Origin of the sequence: Thioalkalivibrio sp. ALJ1 (assembly GCF_000745395.1) — a bacterium.
In the GTDB taxonomy this organism is placed as follows: Bacteria; Pseudomonadota; Gammaproteobacteria; order Ectothiorhodospirales; family Ectothiorhodospiraceae; genus Thioalkalivibrio.
In genome coordinates this window covers 1,586,013-1,606,707 of record NZ_KN050684.1, presented here as the reverse complement: position 1 = coordinate 1,606,707, position 20,695 = coordinate 1,586,013, and the positions used below count along the sequence as shown (strand labels likewise).

Annotated in this window: 21 protein-coding genes and 1 pseudogene; 10 read left to right on the top strand and 12 right to left on the bottom strand. The window is 65.4% G+C overall.

All coding sequences use genetic code 11. The features are described 5' to 3' along the window. Positions 1 to 65: 65 nt before the first annotated feature. Positions 66 to 716 (bottom strand): DUF502 domain-containing protein, encoded by a 651-nt coding sequence (locus F462_RS09960; RefSeq protein ID WP_038053776.1) that lies wholly within the window; start codon positions 714 to 716, stop codon positions 66 to 68. 3 nt (positions 717 to 719) lie between these two features. Then, complete coding sequence (locus F462_RS09955) at positions 720 to 1,040, bottom strand: FmdB family zinc ribbon protein (protein ID WP_038053772.1); 321 nt, start codon at positions 1,038 to 1,040, stop codon at positions 720 to 722. A 155-nt stretch (positions 1,041 to 1,195) separates the two neighbouring features. On the opposite strand from F462_RS09955, the gene F462_RS09950 reads away from it, so the two are divergent. From F462_RS09950 to F462_RS09940, 3 genes are read left to right on the top strand one after another with little or no spacing between them, the layout of a single operon-like run. After that, entirely contained in the window at positions 1,196 to 1,573 is a 378-nt protein-coding gene (locus F462_RS09950; protein ID WP_018140668.1) for a DsrE family protein, read from the top strand. Positions 1,574 to 1,583: 10 nt separating this feature from the next. Further along, positions 1,584 to 2,438 (top strand): SDR family oxidoreductase, encoded by an 855-nt coding sequence (locus F462_RS09945; protein WP_038053769.1) that lies wholly within the window; start codon positions 1,584 to 1,586, stop codon positions 2,436 to 2,438. 19 nt (positions 2,439 to 2,457) lie between these two features. Continuing rightward, positions 2,458 to 3,840, top strand: coding sequence for a nucleoside recognition domain-containing protein (locus F462_RS09940; protein WP_038053767.1), 1,383 nt, complete (start codon positions 2,458 to 2,460; stop codon positions 3,838 to 3,840). A gap of 34 nt (positions 3,841 to 3,874) precedes the next feature. Here F462_RS09940 and F462_RS09935 read toward each other — a convergent pair. The 5 genes and pseudogenes from F462_RS09935 to F462_RS09915 all read right to left on the bottom strand — a co-directional run. After that, a pseudogene (locus F462_RS09935) lies at positions 3,875 to 4,372 on the bottom strand (response regulator); the annotation flags it as partial. 132 nt (positions 4,373 to 4,504) lie between these two features. Then, positions 4,505 to 4,711: a hypothetical protein gene (locus F462_RS09930; protein WP_038053761.1), complete on the bottom strand. Its 207-nt coding sequence runs from the start codon at positions 4,709 to 4,711 to the stop codon at positions 4,505 to 4,507. A 27-nt stretch (positions 4,712 to 4,738) separates the two neighbouring features. Beyond that, the gene (locus F462_RS09925) at positions 4,739 to 4,957 is read right to left on the bottom strand and encodes a hypothetical protein (protein WP_012981920.1); all 219 of its coding nucleotides are present in this window, start codon (positions 4,955 to 4,957) and stop codon (positions 4,739 to 4,741) included. A gap of 582 nt (positions 4,958 to 5,539) precedes the next feature. Next, on the bottom strand, positions 5,540 to 8,851 hold the full coding sequence (locus F462_RS09920; RefSeq protein ID WP_038053758.1) for an efflux RND transporter permease subunit: 3,312 nt from the start codon (positions 8,849 to 8,851) through the stop codon (positions 5,540 to 5,542). Then, positions 8,848 to 9,873 (bottom strand): efflux RND transporter periplasmic adaptor subunit, encoded by a 1,026-nt coding sequence (locus F462_RS09915; RefSeq protein ID WP_156100420.1) that lies wholly within the window; start codon positions 9,871 to 9,873, stop codon positions 8,848 to 8,850. Before F462_RS09915 ends, F462_RS09920 begins: the two co-directional genes overlap by 4 nt. Before the next feature lie 287 nt (positions 9,874 to 10,160). Here F462_RS09915 and F462_RS09910 point away from each other — a divergent pair, with 287 nt between their 5' ends. The 4 genes from F462_RS09910 to F462_RS09895 all read left to right on the top strand — a co-directional run bounded on the left by F462_RS09910 (position 10,161) and on the right by F462_RS09895 (position 14,832). Next, positions 10,161 to 10,502: a phenylpyruvate tautomerase MIF-related protein gene (locus F462_RS09910; RefSeq protein WP_018140661.1), complete on the top strand. Its 342-nt coding sequence runs from the start codon at positions 10,161 to 10,163 to the stop codon at positions 10,500 to 10,502. A gap of 55 nt (positions 10,503 to 10,557) precedes the next feature. Beyond that, positions 10,558 to 12,270, top strand: coding sequence for a proline--tRNA ligase (locus tag F462_RS09905; protein WP_038053754.1), 1,713 nt, complete (start codon positions 10,558 to 10,560; stop codon positions 12,268 to 12,270). A 14-nt stretch (positions 12,271 to 12,284) separates the two neighbouring features. After that, positions 12,285 to 14,147: an SLC13 family permease gene (locus tag F462_RS09900; RefSeq protein ID WP_038053752.1), complete on the top strand. Its 1,863-nt coding sequence runs from the start codon at positions 12,285 to 12,287 to the stop codon at positions 14,145 to 14,147. A 70-nt stretch (positions 14,148 to 14,217) separates the two neighbouring features. Continuing rightward, on the top strand, positions 14,218 to 14,832 hold the full coding sequence (locus F462_RS09895) for a hypothetical protein (RefSeq protein WP_038053749.1): 615 nt from the start codon (positions 14,218 to 14,220) through the stop codon (positions 14,830 to 14,832). 302 nt (positions 14,833 to 15,134) lie between these two features. Here F462_RS09895 and F462_RS09890 read toward each other — a convergent pair whose 3' ends face one another. Further along, positions 15,135 to 15,425, bottom strand: a complete 291-nt coding sequence (locus tag F462_RS09890; protein WP_018140657.1) for an acylphosphatase — start codon at positions 15,423 to 15,425, stop codon at positions 15,135 to 15,137. Positions 15,426 to 15,447: 22 nt separating this feature from the next. Between F462_RS09890 and arsC the strand changes: the two genes are divergently transcribed. From arsC to F462_RS09875, 3 genes are read left to right on the top strand one after another with little or no spacing between them, the layout of a single operon-like run. After that, entirely contained in the window at positions 15,448 to 15,804 is a 357-nt protein-coding gene (arsC, locus tag F462_RS09885; protein WP_018140656.1) for an arsenate reductase (glutaredoxin), read from the top strand. Next, a complete protein-coding gene (gene wrbA / locus F462_RS09880) occupies positions 15,801 to 16,412 on the top strand; it encodes an NAD(P)H:quinone oxidoreductase (protein WP_018140655.1) in 612 nt (203 codons plus the stop codon). Before arsC ends, wrbA begins: the two co-directional genes overlap by 4 nt. Then, the gene (locus F462_RS09875) at positions 16,409 to 16,765 is read left to right on the top strand and encodes a DUF2069 domain-containing protein (protein WP_038053748.1); all 357 of its coding nucleotides are present in this window, start codon (positions 16,409 to 16,411) and stop codon (positions 16,763 to 16,765) included. Before wrbA ends, F462_RS09875 begins: the two co-directional genes overlap by 4 nt. A gap of 279 nt (positions 16,766 to 17,044) precedes the next feature. Here F462_RS09875 and hda read toward each other — a convergent pair whose 3' ends face one another. The 4 genes from hda to F462_RS09855 are packed head-to-tail and all read right to left on the bottom strand — an operon-like array spanning position 17,045 to position 20,527. Next, on the bottom strand, positions 17,045 to 17,779 hold the full coding sequence (hda, locus tag F462_RS09870; protein ID WP_018140653.1) for a DnaA regulatory inactivator Hda: 735 nt from the start codon (positions 17,777 to 17,779) through the stop codon (positions 17,045 to 17,047). Next, positions 17,776 to 18,888, bottom strand: a complete 1,113-nt coding sequence (locus F462_RS09865; RefSeq protein ID WP_038053746.1) for an AI-2E family transporter — start codon at positions 18,886 to 18,888, stop codon at positions 17,776 to 17,778. The genes hda and F462_RS09865 overlap by 4 nt, the downstream gene beginning before the upstream one ends. Then, positions 18,885 to 19,475, bottom strand: coding sequence for a CDP-alcohol phosphatidyltransferase family protein (locus F462_RS09860; protein WP_038053744.1), 591 nt, complete (start codon positions 19,473 to 19,475; stop codon positions 18,885 to 18,887). Before F462_RS09860 ends, F462_RS09865 begins: the two co-directional genes overlap by 4 nt. Positions 19,476 to 19,495: 20 nt before the next feature. Continuing rightward, positions 19,496 to 20,527, bottom strand: coding sequence for a DUF2066 domain-containing protein (locus F462_RS09855; RefSeq protein WP_018874433.1), 1,032 nt, complete (start codon positions 20,525 to 20,527; stop codon positions 19,496 to 19,498). Positions 20,528 to 20,695: the final 168 nt, after the last annotated feature.

Genomic DNA, 20,695 nt, shown 5'->3' with positions numbered 1-20,695 from the left:
CGCACGCGGTTAGTCGGGAAAACGGGGCAAACGTCGCATCTGCGCCCGTGAAAAGGGCGGAAATCTTACGATTTGCCCTGCTCTTGCGCAACCGGAGCGGGCGCATCCTCGGGGCTTCGCAGAGGCGTGACCACGCCCATGGACATCACGAACTTGAGCCCGTCCTCCACCGTCATGTCGAGTTCTACGGCTTCGTCGCGTGGCACCATAATCACGAATCCGGAGGTCGGGTTCGGGGTCGTCGGGATAAAAACCGTGATGACTTCATGTTCGGTGCGGCGCTGCAGCTCCCCCATCCCGACGCCGGTCATAAAGCCCACCGACCACAGGCCACGGCGCGGGTACTCCACCATGACCACTTTGCGAAAAGCCTGCCCCCCGCCACTGAAGACCGTCTCGGTCACCTGCTTGACCGCCCCGTAGATCGAGCTGACCAACGGGATACGCCGCACGATGGACTCGCCCAGGTGCACCAGTCGTTTGCCCACGATGTTGGCGGCAATCACCCCGGTGACAAACACGACGATGACCGCCAGCACGATGCCGGCACCGGGAATGGAAAAACCCAGCAGTGCCTCCGGACGCCAGCCCGGCGGCAGGAGGAGGATCGTGAAGTCGAGCAGATCCACCAGCAGCTTGATAATGAAGCCGGTGACGATCAGCGGCAGCCAGACCAGCAGCCCTGCAATCAGATAGCGGCGCAGGGTGACCAGCATCGATCAGGTGCCGGTTGCGGCGGTACCGGTCTTGGCGCTGCCGGAAGACCCGGACTTCCCGGTGGATTCCGCTTTCGTCGAACTGCCACCACTGGAACGGGTCCCCGAACTGCTGCTGCCTTCTTTCAGATTGCGCTTGCCATCCTTCTTGAAGTCGGTCTCGTACCAGCCGCCGCCGGCCAAACGGAAGCCGGCCGCCGAGACCTGCTTGGTCAGGGCCTCGGCACCACAGGCCGGACAGGTGGTGGCCGGCGGATCGGAGACCTTTTGCAGGATCTCGCTCACCTCGCCGCACTGCTTGCACTGATATTCGTAAATGGGCATCCGTCGTCTCCAGGAACACACGCTTTGGCGGCTATTATGCGGCCGTTTCCAGGGAATAAAAGAGCGCTCGGCAGAATGTTCACGGTTTGCGCAAATCGTCCTCACCGTCGATCATTCGCGCGATACTCGACAGAACGAAGCACAAGGACCGAACCATGGCCGAAAAGATCGTGATCATGCTGCTGAACCTGGACCTGGATCGACCCGGCACCCTGGGGGCCCCGTTCTTCCAGGCCACCGTGGCCGCCGCCATGGATCTCGAGGTGGAGATCTACTTCGCCGCCGGGACCACTCGCCTGCTGCGGCAGGGCGTGGCGGATCAGATCTACCCCGGTGAGGCCAAAGAGAAATCCGTCTACAGTTTCATGCAGGACGCCCACGAGGCCGGCTGCGCCTTCTACGCCTGCGCCGGCGCCATGGACGAGAACGGCCTCACCCTGGACAACGCAGTGCCCGAGTTGGACGGCATGCGCGGCGGCGGTGCCTTCATTGGCGAGGTCGTCGAAGACGGCGTTGCCACGCTCACCTACTGACACCGACGCGATGAGCGAACCGTCCCAGCGCGCGGTCCTGATCACCGGCTGCTCCAGCGGCATCGGGGCCTGCACCGCGCAGATGCTGCGCGATCGCGGCTACCGCGTGTTTGCCACCGCGCGGCGCAGTGAAGATGTTGCGCGGCTGAAGAAAGACGGCTTCGAGGCCCTGCAGCTGGACCTGGACGATTCCGCCAGCATCCACAGCGCGGTCAACGAGATCCTGCACCGCACCGATGGCCATCTGTACGCGCTATTCAACAACGGCGCCTACGGCCAGCCCGGGGCGGTGGAGGACCTCAACCGCGCGACGCTGCGCGCACAGCTGGAGACCAACGTCCTCGGCTGGCTGGAGCTGACCAACGCCGTGCTGCCCGCGATGCGTCGCGCCGGCGAGGGTCGGATCATCCAGAACAGCTCGGTACTCGGCCTGGTGGCGCTGCGTCTGCGTGGCGCCTACGTGACCTCCAAGTTCGCCATCGAGGGCATGAGCGATACCCTCCGACAGGAGCTGCATGGGACCGGCATCCATGTCTCGCTGATCGAGCCGGGCCCCATCCGCAGCGAATTCCGCGCCAATGCGCTGAAGGCCTTTCGTTACCATATTCAGCGCCAGCACAGCCCCTGGGAAGAGACCTACCGGGCCGCCGAGGCGCGCATGGCGAACGCCGAGGCCGATGCCCCATTCACACTGGGCCCCGAGGCCGTGGCACGCTGTGTGATTCACGCCCTGGAGGCGCGCCGGCCCCGCGTGCGCTACCACGTGACCTTCCCCACCCGCCTGTTCGCCTTCCTCAAGTGGCTGCTGCCGGCCCGTGGCATGGATGCGGTCCTGCGCGGCGTGTCACGCGGCGAGAACCGTTGACCATGGCACACTCGCCCGCATGAATCTGATCTTTCTCGCGTTGATCGTGATCGCCGTGGCCACGGCCGCGATCCGCGAGATCCGTTCCACCGATCCCGACGAACAACCGATGCAGGCCCTGTCCGAGGGCGCGATCGACGCCGCCGGCTCGGCCGTGGAGCTGGCCCTGGGCCTGGTCGGGGTCATGGCCCTGTTTCTGGGGCTGATGAAGATCGCCGAAGCCGGCGGGTTGCTGACCGTGCTGGCCCGCCTGCTGCGCCCGCTGATGGTGCGTCTGTTCCCGTCGGTCCCGCCGGAACACCCGGCGATGGGCGCGATGATCCTGAACTTCTCCGCCAACATCCTGGGGCTGGGCAACGCGGCCACGCCGTTCGGCATCCGCGCGATGCAGGAGCTGGAGAAGCTGAACCCACATCCGGGCACGGCCACCAACGCGATGGCCCTGTTCCTGGCGATCAACACCTCCAGCATCACCCTGCTTCCGACCGGCGTCATTGCCCTGCGGGCTTCGCTGGGCTCCGAGGTACCCGCCGCGATCCTGCCGACCACGTTGTTCGCCACCCTGTTCGCGACCATCGCCGGCATCGCCAGCGCCTTGATCCTGCAGCGTTATTTCCTGCCGCCACCCGCGACTCGTTCGATCGACCCCAATGCAACGGGTCGGGCGGAGACCGACGCAGCAACGGACGCCCCATTGGGCGAAACGCAAGCGCAAGATCGCTCGACGGGCGAAATCCGCGACAGGGGAGCCGATGAAAAAGACGGCGAGCAGCAACCGATGAACATCGAGGTGCCCACCGAAGGGTACCCGACCTGGGTCTCGATCCTGGTCCTGCTGGGTGTGCTGGCGATCATCCCGCTAACGATCGTGTACGGCCAGGCGATTGCGCCCTGGATCATTCCCGGGCTGGTCGTCGGCTTCCTGTCCTACGGCGTGATCCGCGGCGTACCGGTATACGAGGTGTTTGTCGAGGGGGCCAAGGAGGGGTTTAACGTCGCGCTGCGCATCATCCCGTACCTGGTGGCCATCCTGGTAGCGGTAGGCATGCTGCGGGAAAGCGGGGCGCTGGGGATGTTCGTGGGCCTGGTCGGTCCGCTGACCACGCCGTTCGGGCTACCGGCCGAGGCCCTGCCCATGGCCCTGTTGCGACCGCTGTCCGGCTCGGGGGCCTACGGCATCATGGCCGGGATCATGCAGAACCCGGCCACCGGGCCGGACACCCACGTCGGCCTGCTGGTCTCCACCCTGCAAGGCTCCACCGAGACCACCTTCTACGTACTGGCGGTGTATTTCGGCGCCATTGGCATCAAGCGCGTGCGCCATACCCTGGCCGCCGCCCTGACCGCAGATGCCGTGGCCGTCATCGCCGCCGTCGCCATCGTCGGCTTCCTGTTCCTGTAACCACCTTGGCGGGTGGCGCCAGCGGAGCCAAACGCTATTCGGTGTCTCCTGCGGGTGTCGAACCCCGACACCTCGCTAGCACCCCGGCCAGCTCCGCCGCACCAATAGGCTTGAGCAGGAGTGCGCTGAAGCCAGCCTGCTCGACCCGTTCCCGGGTGGCATCGGTGGCGTCGGCCGTCACCGCAACCACCGGGATCGAGGCCAGAGCAGGTTCCGCCTGTAGTGCACTCATCACCTGGAAGCCATTCTTGATGGGCAGATTCAGGTCCAGCAGGATCAGATCGGGTGGGTCGCGCAGGGCCTGATCCAGTCCCTGTTCAGCCGACTCGGCCAGGCGGCATTCGGCTACCCCCTGTTGGCGCAGCATCTCGTCGACCAAATGGCGATTTGCGGCGTGGTCATCAATACACAGCACCCGACACCCCGGGGCCAAGGTCCGGGCCGGGGTGTCAAATGCATCCATGCATGCCGTCGATTCCTCAGCGGTACTCGGTCGTGCGGCGCCGACCGAGGTCGGCAACTCGAAGCAGAACCTCTACCCAGCCGCGTCAGACCGACGGCGCGCTTGCCGAGGGCCTCGACAAATTCGCTGCGCAGGCGCGACAGCGTCAGGGAACGCGGGTCATTCTGGCCGGGGGTACCCCGTGCGACTTGTGTCACGTGATCAGTTCGGCGGGCCGCCCGGATTGATGTCCTTGTCCTTCACAATGAAGTAGACCCCAACGGCCGCCAACCCCATCCACATGAGCAGGGCGAACACGCCAAGCACCTCCCAGAGGGTGACGAAAAAGAACAACATGACGGCGGCGGCGCCCAGAAAGATATTGCCGATCAGAAAATTGGACGGGCGACGGGATTCGTTGTCGGGCATGGAGGGCTCCGGTGCGAGCGCGCGGCGCTATTGCTTTTTGTAGGGGGCAAAATCGAACTGTCCGGCGGTCATGTCGTCCCACAGGTCACTCTGCAGGACGGCCAGCAGTTTGAACAGTTTGCGCAGCTCGGGATCGTCCATGAAGCGCTGATCTTCGCTGGCCTTCAACACCTCCACCAGGGTCGCACACTGTTCACGGCTGATCCCGAGGACATTCAGGCCCTCTTCTCCCATCTCGACATCCATCGAGCGTCTCCGGTTCGTTTGAGTGCCGCCGATTGTAGCCGCATGCCGGCGTACAGCGAAAACACCGGAACGGAACCCCGTCATTGCCAGGCCCCACGTGTTGGAATGAGGCAGCGCCCGCCCCCCACAACGTCATTGCGAGGAGCGCAGCGACGAAGCAATCCCCGCCCGGAACCACCGGATCGCTGACACTGGCACTCTGCCAGCTTCGGAAGGTTGCCGCGTCGCCTTCGGCTCCTCGCAATGACGGTGCCCGGCACGGCGCTCGTGCCACGGCCCCTTGCAGGGCCTCGCTAGGGAAACACTGATCAATGTACACGCTCGCGTTGGTACCCCAGGTTTTTCGAGACAAGGCGCGGTGCGCAGCCGGTAGTGGTTCTACCGGCAAGGGCCGCAACGCAAGATTGGGGAACCTGGGATGCCAACCCCGAAGGGGCTTGGCCGCTTTTGCCTGCGCACGACGTTGCGGTTCCCTTGTGCAGAATGACTGCACGGCAGTCACCACGCCTTGTTCGCACGTAAAAGCGACTCGAGCGCGAGCGTGTACATTGATCAGTGTTTCCCTAGGACGGGGTCGTGGCGTTACGCCGCCTGGGCGCGGATCAGTTCGGTGCGGTTGCGGACATACAGGTAGTACAGCACCGGAATGATCACCAGCGTCAGCAGCGTAGAGACGAATACGCCAAAGATCAGCGAGATTGCCAGGCCGGAGAAGATCGGGTCATCCAGGATGAATCCGGCACCCACCATCGCCGCCAGACCAGTCAGCACGATCGGCTTGGCGCGAACGGCTCCGGCGTGCACCACCGCCTCGATCACATCGACCCCGCGGCGGATCTCCTCGTTGATGAAATCCACCAGCAAGATGGAGTTACGCACAATGATCCCGGCCAAAGCGATCATCCCGATCATCGAGGTCGCGGTGAACTTGGCATCCATGAAGAAGGCGTCCATGAACGCATGCCCCGGCATCACCCCAATCACCGTCAGCGGGATGGGCGCCATGATGATCAACGGCACCATGTACGACCGGAACTGCGCGACCACCAGCAGGTAGATCAGGAGCAGACCCACGGAATAGGCAATGCCCATGTCACGGAAGGTCTCGTAGGTCACCTGCCATTCGCCGTCCCACTTCAACGAGAAGTTGTACGGGTTGTCCGGCTGACTGATGAACAGCTGCTCCAGCGGTTCGCCATAGGCCATCGGCTGGTCCCGCAGCCCGAAGAACATGTCGAACATGCCATACAGCGGGCTGTCCAGCCCACCGGCCAGGTCGCCCATTACGTAGACCACCGGCAGCAGGTTCTTGTGATGGATCGAGTGCTCAAGGGTCGAGTCCACCACATTGACCACCTCGGACAGCGGCACCAGGGTGCCGTCGCGCGAGCGCACCTTGAGCCCCAGCACCGGGTCCAGACTGCCCTTCTCGGCCTGCTCGAACTCGAGCCGCACGGGCACCGCGTACTTCACGTTGGAGCCGTAGAGGTAGGTCACGTCCTCGCCGGACAGCGCGGTCTCGATCGCCTGCACTACTGCCTGCTGCGACACGCCCAGACGCGCGGCCCGCTCGCGGTCCACCTGCAGGATCTTCTTCTGCCCCGGATATTCCACCGAGTCGTCAATATCGGTAATGCCGTCGGTGTTCTCGAAGCGCTCGCGCACCTGGCGAGCGATCTCGATCTGGCCGTCGTAGTCCGGACCGTAGATCTCGGCCACGATCGGCGACATCACCGGCGGGCCCGGCGGCACCTCGACCACCTTCACCGCGGCACCGTGACGATCCGCGATCTCGTTGATTGCCTCGCGCACACCGAGCGCCACCGCATGGCTCTGGCGCGAGCGCTCGGAGGCATCCACCAGATTCACCTGGATGTCGCCGACATGCGAACCCTCGCGCAGGTAGTACTGCCGCACCAGCCCGTTGAAATTAATGGGGGCCGCGGTGCCCGCGTAGGTCTGCACGTTATGCACCTCGGGCACCGTCTTCAGATAGTCGCCCATCTCCGCCAGCACCCGCGAGGTGCGCTCCAGGCTGGAGCCTTCTGGCATATCCAGCACCACCTGGAACTCCGACTTGTCGTCGAACGGCAACATCTTCATGACCACGAGCTGGAAGTAGGCCAGCGACACCGACGCCAGGATCAGCACCAGCGTTCCCGCCCACAGCGCCAGGCGGTTCATCTTCTTGCCACGACCATCACCGAGGAACGGGAGCAACAGGCGATTGAACAGCTTCATCAGCCCCTCGGAGGCCGCTTCGGAGTCGTGGCCATGATTTCCACCGACCGCCCCAGGGGCGGCGTGCTCGTGCTGCTCGGCCTGGCGTCGCAGGACCTTGTAGGTCAGCCATGGTGTAACGACATAGGCAACTGCCAGGGAGATGATCATCCCCATACTGGCGTTGATCGGGATTGGGCTCATGTACGGGCCCATCAGGCCGGTTACGAAGGCCATCGGCAACAACGCCGCGATGACCGCAAACGTCGCCAGAATCGTGGGCCCGCCCACCTCGTCCACCGCCAGCGGGATGGATTCCAGAAATTTCTTGCCGCCCTTGACCATATGTCGGTGGATGTTTTCCACCACCACGATGGCGTCATCCACCAGGATCCCGATGGAGAAAATCAGCGCGAACAGCGACACCCGGTTAAGCGTGAAACCGTAGGCCCATGAGGCGAACAACGTGATCGCCAACGTGATCACCACGGCCACACCGACGATGAAGGCTTCGCGCCAGCCGAGCGCGATCCAGACCAGGATCACCACCGAGGCGGATGCCAGAATCAGCTTCTGGATCAGCGTGTTGGCCTTGTCGTCAGCGGTCTCGCCGTAGTTGCGCGTAATGGTGGTCTCAATGCCGTCGGGGATGTAGGTTCCGCGCAGCTGATCCAGACGCTCGATCAGGGCGTCTGCGATATCCGGTGCGTTGGTGCCCGGTTGCTTGGCAATGGCCACGGTAACCGCCGGATGACTTTCGCCTGTCCGGGCGAGATCGCCGGCGGCAGCGCCATGGGCAAATCGCACATGCTCGGTCGCGTAGGCCGGCCCTTGCACGACCTCGGCGACATCCGAGAGGTAGACCGGTCGATCGTTGTGCAGCCCGACGACCAGGGCTGCGAAGGCCTCTGGCTCGGTGATGAAGTCACCGGCCTGGACCAGGATCTCTTCGTCGTCCTGGTACAAACGTCCGGCGTCTCGAGAGAAGTTGGAGGCCTGCAGGCTGTCACGCAGATCGTCCACCGAAAGATTGAAGGCGGCCAGCGTCTCCGGCTTGAAACGCACATGGACCACATGGTCCGGCCCGCCGACGGTGTAGATGTCCCGGGTGCCCGGCACACGCTTGAGCTCCGACTCGATCCCGTGGGCGACGCGCAGCAGGTCATGTCCGCCCCGCTCAGGGTCATCGGTCCACAGGGTCACGTTCACGATGGGGACGTCATCAATCCCCATCGGCTTGATGATCGGCTCACCCACCCCGAGGCCCTCGGGTAACCAGTCCTGGTTGGAGAACACCTGGTTGTACAGACGCACTAGTGCCGCGGTGCGGTCCTCGCCGACCTCGAACTGAATGGTGATCTGCGCCATGTTCGGGCGCGAAGTGGAGTAGATGTCGTCGATGCCCTCGATCTCGGAGAGCACCTGCTCGGCCGGGGTGGCGACCAGTTGTGCCACCTCCTGCGCGCTCGCCCCAGGGAACGGGATGAACACGTCGGCCATGGTCACATTGATCTGCGGCTCTTCCTCGCGCGGGGTCACCAGGATAGCGAACAGGCCCAGCAGCAGGCCCAACAAGGCCAGCAAGGGAGTGATCTGTGTGGTCAGGAAGGCCTTGGCAATGCGTCCCGAGATTCCCATGCGACCGGACGCCTCGTCCGAGCTGGCATCGCTCATCGGTTCACCTGCTGATGTTCTTTCAACCAGATCTGCGCGTGGATCGGATCCATCGCCACTCGCTCACCCTCGGTCAGGCCACCGTGGATCTCGATCATGCCGTCATGCTGACGCCCGACCCGAACCTGGCGGAAAGCGACCCGGTCATCCTCGTCCACCACATACACGGCCACCACTTCGCTGCGGTAGACAACCGCATCCACGGGGACCAGCAGGCGTTCGACGTCGTCGATCACAAAGGCGGTCTTCACGAACATGCCGGGGAACAGCCCCAGATCCTGTTGTTCCGGCAGGTTCACGCGGATGCGGAAAGTAGAGCTGGCGGGATCGGCGTAGGGGAAGATGGTCAAGCTTTCGGCGGCCACTCGGTCACCGTTCAGCAGCACCTCGGCCGTGCGCTTCTCGCGCACGCCCTGAATCAATCGCTGCGGAACATCCACAGCGACCCGAAGCTGATCAAGGCTGATACCGGAGAGCAGCGGCGAACCTGGACTTACGGACTCGCCCACCTCAACGTGACGCTCGGTCACGATGCCGGAGTACGGCGCGTACACCTCGGTGTAGCCCAGTTGTTCGCGGGCCTCTTCTACCCGGCCTTCCGCCGAACGCAAGCGCGCGCGGGCCGATTGCAGCTCGGCCTCGGCGCGTTCGAACTCGGACCGCGAGACCACTCCGCGCTCGAACACATCCTCGATCCGGTTGAATTCCGAACGGGCCTCGTTGAAGCGGGCGCGAGCCTCGGCCAAGTCGCCCTCGGCCTGGCTCACACGGGCCTGCTGCTCGGAATCGCTGACCCGCACGAGCAATTCGTCGGCCTCGACGAAATCATCCACGTCCACGTAGATCTCCCGGACGCGACCCGAAGTCTGCGCGGAGATAGTCGACCGCTGCACGGCCTCGACGCGGCCGTCCAGAATGCGCTCTTGAGTGATGGTCTGACGTTCGGCAGTGGCCGTCTCGAACGGCAGTTCGGCCTGGGCCGAGAACGGCACCAGTAGCAGGGCCCACAGGGTGTGGCGCATCCGGATTCGTGTCATGAGGCGTCTGTCCTTGCTTGGGGTCGGTCACGCGGGGCCCGTGCGGTCCAGCGCCTACCGATCTCATATATTAGCTTTTGCTAATTTATTACTTCCTGATAATGAACGCAATGCGGAATCCTTCCGCGGATCCAGAATAGCGCCCTCGCAGCGAGTATAGCGATGCGCGCTCGAGTTTCACGCGCGCCACCGGAAGCCGCAGCGCTGCACGCCTCCCGCGCTCCCCGTATCATACCCACCGTTCCCAAGCCATGAACGCCCCGGAGGACCCCATGCCGCTGCTGCGAGTCGAGACCAACACCGACCTGCCCGACGACACCGCAGGACTGTGCACCCGCCTCTCCGCTCAAGTTGCGGACTGGCTGGGCAAGCCGGAGGGCTACGTGATGGTGGCCTGCACGCACAACCCCGCGATGTGCTTCGGCGGCAGCACTGACCCCCTCGCCTACTGCGAGCTGAAGAGCATCGGCCTACCCGAGGGCCTGACTCGCGAGCTGTCGCGCAAGCTGTGTGACAGCCTGCAGACGGAGCTGGGCCTGGACCCGGCCCGTGTGTACATCGAGTTCGCCGACGCCCCGCGCCATTTCTGGGGCACCAACAGCACCACCTTCTGAACGTTCCAAGTACGACTGCCCGCCCTTTCACGCACTCAACAACGGACTGCCCCCGATGCGCGTCTCGCAATTCCCACTGAACACCCTGAAGGAAACCCCGGCCGACGCCGAAATCATCTCCCACCAGCTGATGCTGCGCGCCGGCTATATCCGGCGGCTGGCCTCCGGCCTGTACACCTGGCTGCCGCTGGGCCTGCGCGTGCTGCGCCGGGTGGAGGGCATCGTGCGGGAGGAAATGAACCGGGCGGGCGCACTGGAGGTGCTGATGCCGGCGGTGCAACCGGCCGAGCTGTGGCAGGAATCCGGGCGCTGGGACTTCTACGGCGCTGAGTTGCTGCGCATCAAGGACCGTCACGAGCGTGACTTCTGCTTTGGCCCGACCCACGAGGAGGTCATCACCGATCTGGTGCGCCGCGAGGTCCGCAGCTACCGCCAGCTACCGGTGAACTACTACCAGATCCAGACCAAGTTTCGTGACGAGCGCCGCCCGCGCTTCGGCGTCATGCGCGCCCGCGAATTCCTGATGAAGGACGCCTACTCCTTCCATATCGACGGCGACTCGCTGACCGACACCTACCAGCAGATGCACACGGCCTATACCCGCATCTTCGAACGCTGCGGCCTGGACTTCCGTGCGGTGGAGGCCGATACCGGCGCCATCGGAGGCAATGCCTCGCACGAATTCCACGTGCTGGCCAGCTCCGGCGAGGACGCCATCGCCTTCTCCCCAGCGGGTTTTGCCGCCAACGTGGAGCTCGCCCCCTGCCCGCAGCCCGCTCCGGCCCCGACCCCCGACGCGGCGATGGAAAAGATCGCGACGCCCAACGTGCATACCATCGACGAGCTGGCGGACTTCCTGGGCATCCCCACCGACCGGACCGTGAAGACCCTGGTGGTTGCCGCCTCGGAAGAGATCGACGCCGACCTGGTGGCCATTGTGCTGCGCGGCGACCACGAGCTGAACGCGGTCAAGGCCGAGAAGCACCCCTGGATCGCGGAGCCCCTGCGCATGGCCGAGGCGGCCGAGATCCGCACCGCATTCGGCGCCGAGCCGGGCTCGCTGGGCCCGGTGAACAGCCCGATCCCGGTGCTGGCCGATCACGCCATGCTCGGCATGGCCGACTTCGTGGTCGGTGCCAACGAGGACGGTCATCACCTGACCGGCGTCAACTGGGGCCGCGACCTGCCGCAGCCGAAGCACGCCGACCTGCGCAACATCACCGAGGGCGAACCCGCCCCGGACGGCTCCGGGCCAATCGAAATCCGCCGCGGCATCGAGGTCGGACACATCTTCCAGCTGGGCGACAAGTACTCCCAGGCCCTGGGCGCGCGCGTGCTGGACGAAGACGGCCGCGAACAGATCGTGACCATGGGCTGCTACGGCATCGGCGTGTCGCGCGTCGTGGCCGCGGCCATCGAACAGAATTTTGACGAGCGCGGCATCTGCTGGCCCACCGCCATCGCGCCCTTCGACATCGCCTTGTGCCCGATCGGCGCGAAGAAATCACAGCGCGTGCGCGAAGCGGCCGAGCAATTGCACGACGAGCTGCAGGCCGCCGGCTTCGAGGTCCTGCTGGACGACCGCGAACAGCGCCCCGGCGTAATGTTCGCGGACATGGAACTGATCGGCATCCCGCACCGCGTCGTAATCGGCGAACGCGGCCTCGACGCCGGCGAACTCGAATACCAGGCACGCACCGCGACCGAGGCCGAACACCTGTCCCTGGACAACCTGGTCGACACCCTCCGCGAACGCCTGCGCGGCTGACGAGAACGTCCACGATGGACGAGATCCATTTCACCCTGGAGATGGGGATCGTGTTTGGCCTGCTGGGGCTGACGATCCTGCTGTTCGTGACGGAGGTGATCCGGATCGACCTGGCCGCGCTGAGTGTGCTGTTCCTGTTGGGGATGGTGGCGCTGGTGCCCGGGGTTGCACCGATCGTGGAGGGCGAGGCGCTGTTCTCCGGCTTCGCATCGAACGCGGTGATCGCGATCATCGCGGTGATGATCATCGGCACGGGGTTGGACCGTTCCGGGGTCATGAACCGCCTGGCGGACCTGATCCTGCGCTTTGGCGGGCAAACCGAACGCCGGGTGATGGCCACCACCTCCGGCGCTGTGGGCATCATCACCAGTTTCATGCAGAACATCGGCGCCGCCGCGCTTTTCATGCCGGTCATCAACCGCATCGGGGCAGCCGCCCATATCCCCCGCTCACGGCTGCTGATGCCAATGGGTTTCGCGGCGATTGTCGGGGGCACCCTGACCCTGGTCGCCTCCAGCCCGCTGATCCTGCTAAACGACCTGCTACCCAGCGATGTCGAGGGCTTCGGCCTGTTCGACGTGACCCCGATCGGACTGGCCCTGCTGGCGATGGTCATCCTCTACTTCGCCCTATTCGGGAGATGGGTACTCCCCGCCAGGGACCCACTGGCCGAAGATCCCGACGAGAGCCGGGTGCAAACCACCTCGGCCTGGTTCCGCGATGTCTATGGCATGGATTTCGGGGTGCGCGAGGCACGCCTGGGCGAAGACAGCTCGCTGGCCGGGCGCAGCGTCGGCGACTTCGAGGCGGCCTTCGGCGTGCATGTGGTCGGGGTGACCACGGACGACGAGACCCGTATCGAACCCAACCGGGACATCGAGCTGGAACGCGGGGCCCACCTCGCCATCCTCGGCCCGGTCACCACCATCGAGAAGACCTGCGACACCACCGGCACGGTCCTGAAAGACGAACTGGACGTATTCGCTCGCGCCTTGTCCGCCCGCTACGGAGGGATCGCCGAGATCATCGTCCCGCCCGGCTCCGAGCTCATCGGCCAGACAGTGCGCGACAAGGGCATGCGCCGCACCTATGGGATCTCGGTGCTACGCATCCAGCGCGGGGATGATCTACTCATCGACGAGGTCCCGGACACCCTCCTCAAGGCGGGCGACACCCTGGTCGTGCACACCCCATGGGAGAACCTGCAGAGGCTGGAGGATGACCGTGACTTCGTGGTCATCACGAGCCGCTATCCGCGCCGCAAGCAGGAGACCTCGAAGACCCACCGACCACTGGCGGCGCTGGGCTCACTGGTACTGGGGCTGGGGCTCGTGCTGTTCACCGATCTGCCGCTCGCCCTGGCGCTGCTGGGCGGTGCACTAGGGATGATCCTGACCGGCGTGATCAACATGGACGAGGCCTATCGCGGCATCAGCTGGAAGACCGTGTTCCTGCTGGCCTCTCTGATCCCGCTGGGGCTGGCCGTGGAGAACTCGGGTGCTGGCGAGTGGATCGCCACCAACGGCATGCAACAGCTGCAAGGCATGCCGGTCTGGGTGCTGCAGGTCGCAGTATTCCTGTTGACCACCTTCTTCACCCTGGTCATGTCCAACGTCGGGGCGACTGTACTGCTGGTGCCACTGGCAGTCAGTTTCGCCAGCGTCGCCCAGGGCATGGGTATCGATGCCGACCCGCGAGTCTTCGCCCTGATCGTTGCGATCGCCGCATCGAATTCCTTCATCCTGCCCACCCACCAGGTCAACGCCCTAATCATGGATCCGGGCGGCTATCGCGTAGCCGATTACCTGCGCGCCGGTGCCGGCGTAACCCTTCTCTTCATGGTCGTCGCCCTTCTCGTCATCAATCTGATCTTCTGACGATTCAGGCCCGGTACAGCCTCGGCGGACAAACTGGCGCCCTACCGATTCCCGCCCCCCGGAGCCCGAGATGTTCCTAACGCTTCCCCGAGGTCTTGTCCCGCTGGTCATGATGTTCGCGCTGCTCCTAGCCGCCTGCAGCTCGCGGATCTACGGGGTAAGCGAAGAGCAATGGGATGCGATGGGCGAGGCCGAACGCATGGAGGCCATCCGGGCCTGGGAATCGGTCCAGAAGGCGCGCGAGGCGCGGCTACAGGCCGAGGCCGAACGGGAGGCAGCCCTGGCGGCCGAACAGGCCGAGCGAGTAGCGGCCATCCGCAGCGGCGCGGCGGGCCTCCCTGGTGATCTGATCCGCGTCAGTCTGCGCGCCGGCACCGTGCGAATTGGCGGTCGCGACCGAGACCTGGAGAGTACTTCGTTCACTCTGGCGAACGGCGAGACCCGCACGATCGAGATCCACGCCGATCGCTATCGAAGCGAGCTGGACGTCGCCTTCGATGACGGGCTGCTGCTAATCGACCTGCCGCGCCATTCCCGCGCCGGGGCCGCGCGCGTGCCCTGGGACGGGGCCTGGATGCAGGGCGCAGAGACCCGCATCCGCTCGGACGGACCCCACCGCCTGCGCGACGTCATAGCCTTCGTCCAGGTGATCCCGCCACCCGGGCGCCCGATTCGGCGGCACTAAGCCGCCCAAACCCTAAGGAGACGCTGATTTAATCGCGCGTCCGCGCTCGAGTCGCTTTTGCGTGGGAACAAGGCGCGGTGACTGCCGTGCAGTCACTCTGCACAAGGGAACCGCAACGCCGTTCCCGAGCAAAAGCGGCCGAGCCCCTGCCTTCAATAGCTTGTGGGGTTGGTGTCCCCTGTTCCCCGATCCTGCGTTGCGCCGCTTGCGGGTAGAACCACTACCCGCTACACGACGCGCCTTGTCTCGGAAAACAGGGGGCACCAACGCGGACGCGCGATTAAATCAGCGTCTCCCTAAGTTCAAGCCGTCGCGAAACCGACTGGACGCTGCGCGGGCACCGGGAGCTCTTCGGCCTCGACGGCGTCCACCCGTGCCATGCGCGGGCCATCGGCCAGCCATTCCTCCAGTGTGTCCAGGGCGGCCCTGGGCCCCACGGCCATGACCTCGACGCTGCCGTCTGACTCGTTGCGGGCATACCCGGCCAGGCCCAGACGTTGCGCCTCGTCGCGGGCGGATGCACGAAAGAACACACCCTGCACCCGTCCCCTGACACGCCAGCGGCGGGCATGGTTATCATTGGCCTCCGTCATTGCTGTCCTCCGGAGTGGATTCATGTCCGATACCCCTACGCTGTACCACAACCCGCGCTGCAGCAAGTCGCGCGCGACCCTGGAGCTGCTGCGTGCACAGGGTGTGGAGCCAGAGATCGTCGAGTATCTGAAGACGCCGCCGGATGCGGCCACCCTGCGCGCAATAGTCGACAAACTCGGCATCTCGCCGCGCGACCTGCTGCGAACCGGCGAGGCGGAGTACCGCGAACTGGGCCTGAAGGATGCGGAACTGGACGACGAGGCATTGATCCAGACCATGGTCCAGCACCCGAAACTGATCGAACGGCCGATCCTGGTCCGCGGTGACCGTGCCCGCATCGGGCGTCCTCCGGAACAGGTGCTGGAGATCCTGTCGTGAGCGCCGCCCCCGAGGTCCTGGTGTTGTATTACAGCCGCTACGGCGCCACAGCCGAGCTGGCACGCCACGTGGCCAGTGGCGTCGAGCGCGCCGGCGCGGTCGCCCGTGTCCGCACCGTGCCGCCCGTCAGTACCAACATCACGAGCGATGCCCCGGCGATCCCGGACGCTGGGGCACCCTATGCGGAGACCCGCGACCTGGAGGAATGCGCCGGACTGGTGATGGGTTCGCCCACCCGCTTCGGCAACATGGCCGCGCCCCTGAAGCACTTCCTCGATGGCACCAGTGGGCTGTGGGCCAGCGGTGGACTGGTGGATCGCCCGTTCGGGCTGTTCACCAGCACGGCGACCCAGCACGGCGGCCAGGAGACCACCCTGCTGACCATGGCCCTGCCGCTGATCCATCAGGGCATGCTGTGGGTGGGCGTGCCCTACACCGTGCCTGAACTGAGCACCACCACCTCGGGCGGGTCGCCCTATGGCGCCAGCCACGTGGCCGGCGGCCAGGGCGAACATCCAGTCACCCGCGAAGAGCAGCGCATCGCCGACGCACTGGGCGAGCGCGTCGGCCGCATCACGCGGCAATTGCAGGCCGGGAGTCCCGCATGATCTTCGCGGCTCGCGGCCTGGCACTGCTCGCCTACCTCGGCCTGATGGGTCTGATCCTGATCTGGACGACCTGGATCGCTCCGCCGGAGATCGTGCCCATCTCGGTGGCGCTGGTGATCCTGGTACTGCCCCTGCTCTTCCCACTGCGCGGCATGCTGCACGGTCGGCGCTACACCCACGCCTGGTCCAGCCTGCTGGCACTGGCCTACCTCACCCTCGGCATCACGCTGGCCGCCGCAGCCGATGCCCGCCTCTACGGCGTGCTGATGACCGCGGCCGCCTTCGCCTGGTTCGCCGGCTGCCTGCTCTACGTCAAACTCGACGCCCGCCACGCCCGCCAGATGACATCCTGATCGTTTCGTTCACCACGAAGCACACGAAGGCACAAAGAAGGGCCAGGTCAAGGGCGCTTAACAGGAAGACGGGAAGTACAGAAGAATATTGGATGGTGTGTCCGGGATATGTTCAGGCCTCGGAGGTACAGGCACAGCATCTCACTCCGACCGCGGAACGCCAGCGCATTGCGAAACGGGAGGGACTTCCCCGCAACACCGATAACCAATATCCCCCTTCCAGCCTTCCCATCTTCCTGTGAACGGTTTTTGACCTTATTCGTGCCTTCGTGGTGAAAATCAGGAGCGGGTGAGCTGATCGCGGACGAAGGGGATGGTCAGGCGGCGCTGTTCGGCCAGGGCGGCCAGGTCCAGGCGGTCCAGGAGCTCCAGTAGCGCCACCAGGTCGCGGCGGTAGTGGCGCAGCAGGTACTCGGCCACCGCCTCCGGCAGTTCCAGGCCGCGCAGTACTGCACGCTGAGCGAGGATGCGCTTGAGGTCGCCGTCCTCCGGGGTCTGCAGGCGAAACACCGGCCCCCAGGACAGGCGCGAGGTCAGATCCGGCAATCGACTGCCCAGGCCATCCGGCGCATGGGCCGACGCCATCAGCACTCGACATGCACCATCGCGCAGGCGGTTCAGCAGCCCGAACAGTGCTTCGTCCCAGTCGCCCTGTCCGACGACGGCATCGAGGTCGTCCAGCGCGACCAGACGCGAGCACTCCAGTCCATCCAGCACCGCCAGTGGCGGCGCGGACGCAACCTCGGCCAACGGCAGATAGGCCACCGGCTCGCCGCGTTCGTGGCCCTGATGACAGGCGGCCTGCAACAGGTGCGTCTTGCCCACGCCTGCCGGGCCATGCAGCAGGATCTGCGGCTCGGTCATCCCGACCCCGACCGCCAGGGCCTCCACCGCATCGCGCGCCAGATGGTTGCCCCCGGGGTAAAAGCCCGCAAAGCGCGAGGCGTCACGCAGCCGCAGGTCCAGCGGAAGCTGCCGATGGGGCACAGCGCTACCCGATTGCCCGGTGCTCACGATCGCTCCTCGTCGTCACCCGCGACTGCCGCGTCCGCATTCAAGCGCCGGTAATGGGCCAGCGCATGACGCACGGCCACGGCCAGCACCGCGGCGACCGGCAACGCCAACAGCACACCGAAGAACCCGAACAACTGACCACCCGCCAGCACGGCGAAGATCACTGCGACCGGATGCAATCCGGTACGGTCCCCTACCAACCACGGCGTCAGGATCATGGATTCAAGCACCTGGGCGACGGCGAAGATCGCCAGCACGATCAGCAGCAGGCTCCAGCCATCGCCTTGCACCAGGGCCGCCACCCCCGCCAGCAGCACACCTACGATTACGCCGACGTAGGGGATAAAGCTGACCAGCCCTGCGATCAGGCCGATCGCCAGACCCATCTCCACCCCGGCCACGGTCAGGGTCACGGCATAGAACAGGCTCAGCGCCAGCATGACCAGCAACTGTCCGCGCAGGAAAGCCCCCAGGGTTTCGTCCGATTCCTTGGCAAAGGTCAGCCCCGGTGGGCGCCAGGCCCGGGGCAACAGATCGCGCAGGCCGTCCAGCAGCCGCGGCCAGTCGCGCAGCAGGTAGAAGCTCACGACCGGGATCAGCACCAGATTCAGGACCGCCAGCACCAGGGCCCCAGTCGAACTACTCACCCATTGCAGCGCGCCACCCGCCAGGCCGCCGGCTTCCCGCCAGTGTTCGGTTACCAGGGCCTGGATGGCCCCCGCATCCAGCGGCGGCAAGGCCTCCCCGGCTCGTTCCTCCAGCCAGGGGCGCACCCGCTGGTCAAACCATTCCAGCAGTTCCGGCAAGGCCAGTGTGAGACGTTCAAACTGCGCGAGCGCCAGAGGAATGAGGATCAGAACCAGCGCCGCCAGCCCCAGCATCACCAACAGGAAGATCACGACCGTGGCCAGGGTCCGCGAGCCCCCGGCCCGTGGCGCAAGGCGCGTAACCAGTGGGTTGAACAGGTAGCCAATGAGCAACGCGACCACGAAGGGCGTCAGGATAGGCGCCAGCAGGTACAGCGCACCGCCCAGCACCAGCAACCCGACCAGGGCGGCCAGGGTTGCGGCCGATAGCGGCCCGACCTGCGCGTGGGCACCCTGGTTCACGGAGTCCTCCGGTTCGAGTCGGCCGCATCCCCTGGTCCATGCAGGTGACGCCAGGCATACAGACCCCATTGGGCGGTATAGGCGAGACCGCTGGCGAGCGTGGTAAAGGCCACCACGATCGCCAGCAGCTGCACCCAGATGGGATCAAGATCCAGCAGGCCCACCTTCACGATGGCAACCAGCACGAGGGTGATTTGCAGGAAGGTATTCACCTTGCTGATGAACAGCGGTCGGATCGCCAGCGGCCCCACGAATGCGCGGTAGAGCGCGGAGCCCACGGTCAGCCAGACATCCCGCCCCACGACCAGAAACAACAACCACAGCGGCAACAGGCCGGACAGCGTGACCGCTACGTAGATCCCCAGCATCAGCAGCTTGTCCGCCGCCGGGTCCAGCCAGGCCCCCAGACGCGTATGCCAGCCATAGCGCCGCACCAGCCAGCCATCCAGGGCGTCACTCAGCCCTGCAATCGCCAGCAGCACCACCGCTATCCAATAGTGTTCTTGCACCAATAGCCAGACGATCGGCGGGATCAACAGGATCCGGCCGATCGTGACCGCATTCGGGATCTGGTGACGGGGAAGCATCCGTGCGTGGCAACCGTCGATCAGCGCCGATCGAGCCAGGCGTCCGCCTCGGGCGCATCCTCCGGCACCTCGGCCCGCGCGAAGCCGGAGCCACGCAGCAGATCGACCAGGTCGTCCTGGTCCAGCCCACTGCGCACCTGCAGTACCACGGTATTGCCCGCCAGCGCGTCCAGGCGTGCCACCTCCACTGCCTGCAGACGCGTCAACTCCGCGCGCAAGCGTTCGAAGGCCGCATAGCCCTGCACCCCGGAAAAGCCCAGACGCACCCAGTCGGGCTCGGCGGGCACCCGGGCCAAGCGCTCGGCCACCTGATCCAGAACCAGGGCGACCGCCTCGCGAGCGGACCCCTCGGGAGCATCCCCGCGGGCGGAACCGCGGAACTCACGATCATCATGCACGGCAATGGCCCGCGCCTCGGTCTCGCCCGCCGTCTCGCGCACGTGCAACAAAATGACGCCGTCCGCCTCATAGCGGCGGGCGGCATCGACCAGGGGCTCGGTTACGCCCCCAACGATGTCGGATGGCTGCGCCGCACGTCGGTCCTCCAGGTCCCCTAGCGGGAACAGCAGGGGCATGTCGCGCGACTCGGCCAGATCCTGCAGCTCCCGCAGGACACCCGGGCCATCCACAGCATCGCCCAGCAGGTCGCGCTGCCCGCCCTGGTCGTAAACCGCCCAGACCAGGAGCCCTGGGCGTTCACCCAGCACCGCGGGCACGCCGGCATCACGCAGCGCGGTGCGCAGACGGAAGGGGTCAAACTCCAGGCGCCAGCGGTCATCCTCCACCTGCTGGCGCCGCTCGAGCGCGGCAATCCAACCTTCGTCATCGCGCTCGGCCAGGAGCGCCTCGACCAGTTCGTGGACCGACTCCGAACGCAGCCCGGCCAGGCGAACAAGCGCCTGTTCCAGCCCCTGCTCCAGCGCAGAGGCATCGTCTTCGGCCGCGACCGTCACGACCAGTGACTCCTGAGCCTGCGCCAGGGGGGCCAGAAGCAACAAAGCCAGGCTAAACAGGAACGCCGAGAACGAGTGCAATTTGCGATGCGTTGGCATGATGGTGATCGGTTGTTCGAAAGGCGCCCAAAATACCACAGGCGCGGCGCAAAACCCTGTCACAACACGCATGGATGGGCTTGTCGCTTTGCACGCCCGCATCCGGCTCGCTACCATGCCGGGTTCTGCGAGACCGCCGCAGCGTGCGGCCGTCCAACCGCGCTCATC

Bases quoted from the DNA above. Each gene is read 5' to 3' on its own strand.
- F462_RS09895 (WP_038053749.1), top strand. From the start codon at position 14,218: ATGTTCCTAACGCTTCCCCGAGGTCTTGTCCCGCTGGTCATGATGTTC.
- F462_RS09920 (WP_038053758.1), bottom strand. From the start codon at position 8,851: ATGAGCGATGCCAGCTCGGACGAGGCGTCCGGTCGCATGGGAATCTCG.
- F462_RS09910 (WP_018140661.1), top strand. From the start codon at position 10,161: ATGCCGCTGCTGCGAGTCGAGACCAACACCGACCTGCCCGACGACACC.
- F462_RS09960 (WP_038053776.1), bottom strand. From the start codon at position 716: ATGCTGGTCACCCTGCGCCGCTATCTGATTGCAGGGCTGCTGGTCTGG.
- arsC (WP_018140656.1), top strand. From the start codon at position 15,448: ATGTCCGATACCCCTACGCTGTACCACAACCCGCGCTGCAGCAAGTCG.
- F462_RS09930 (WP_038053761.1), bottom strand. From the start codon at position 4,711: ATGCCCGACAACGAATCCCGTCGCCCGTCCAATTTTCTGATCGGCAAT.
- F462_RS09940 (WP_038053767.1), top strand. From the start codon at position 2,458: ATGAATCTGATCTTTCTCGCGTTGATCGTGATCGCCGTGGCCACGGCC.
- F462_RS09875 (WP_038053748.1), top strand. From the start codon at position 16,409: ATGATCTTCGCGGCTCGCGGCCTGGCACTGCTCGCCTACCTCGGCCTG.
- F462_RS09950 (WP_018140668.1), top strand. From the start codon at position 1,196: ATGGCCGAAAAGATCGTGATCATGCTGCTGAACCTGGACCTGGATCGA.
- F462_RS09925 (WP_012981920.1), bottom strand. From the start codon at position 4,957: ATGGATGTCGAGATGGGAGAAGAGGGCCTGAATGTCCTCGGGATCAGC.
- F462_RS09855 (WP_018874433.1), bottom strand. From the start codon at position 20,527: ATGCCAACGCATCGCAAATTGCACTCGTTCTCGGCGTTCCTGTTTAGC.
- F462_RS09900 (WP_038053752.1), top strand. From the start codon at position 12,285: ATGGACGAGATCCATTTCACCCTGGAGATGGGGATCGTGTTTGGCCTG.
- F462_RS09860 (WP_038053744.1), bottom strand. From the start codon at position 19,475: ATGCTTCCCCGTCACCAGATCCCGAATGCGGTCACGATCGGCCGGATC.
- F462_RS09945 (WP_038053769.1), top strand. From the start codon at position 1,584: ATGAGCGAACCGTCCCAGCGCGCGGTCCTGATCACCGGCTGCTCCAGC.
- F462_RS09955 (WP_038053772.1), bottom strand. From the start codon at position 1,040: ATGCCCATTTACGAATATCAGTGCAAGCAGTGCGGCGAGGTGAGCGAG.
- F462_RS09905 (WP_038053754.1), top strand. From the start codon at position 10,558: ATGCGCGTCTCGCAATTCCCACTGAACACCCTGAAGGAAACCCCGGCC.
- F462_RS09890 (WP_018140657.1), bottom strand. From the start codon at position 15,425: ATGACGGAGGCCAATGATAACCATGCCCGCCGCTGGCGTGTCAGGGGA.
- F462_RS09915 (WP_156100420.1), bottom strand. From the start codon at position 9,873: ATGCGCCACACCCTGTGGGCCCTGCTACTGGTGCCGTTCTCGGCCCAG.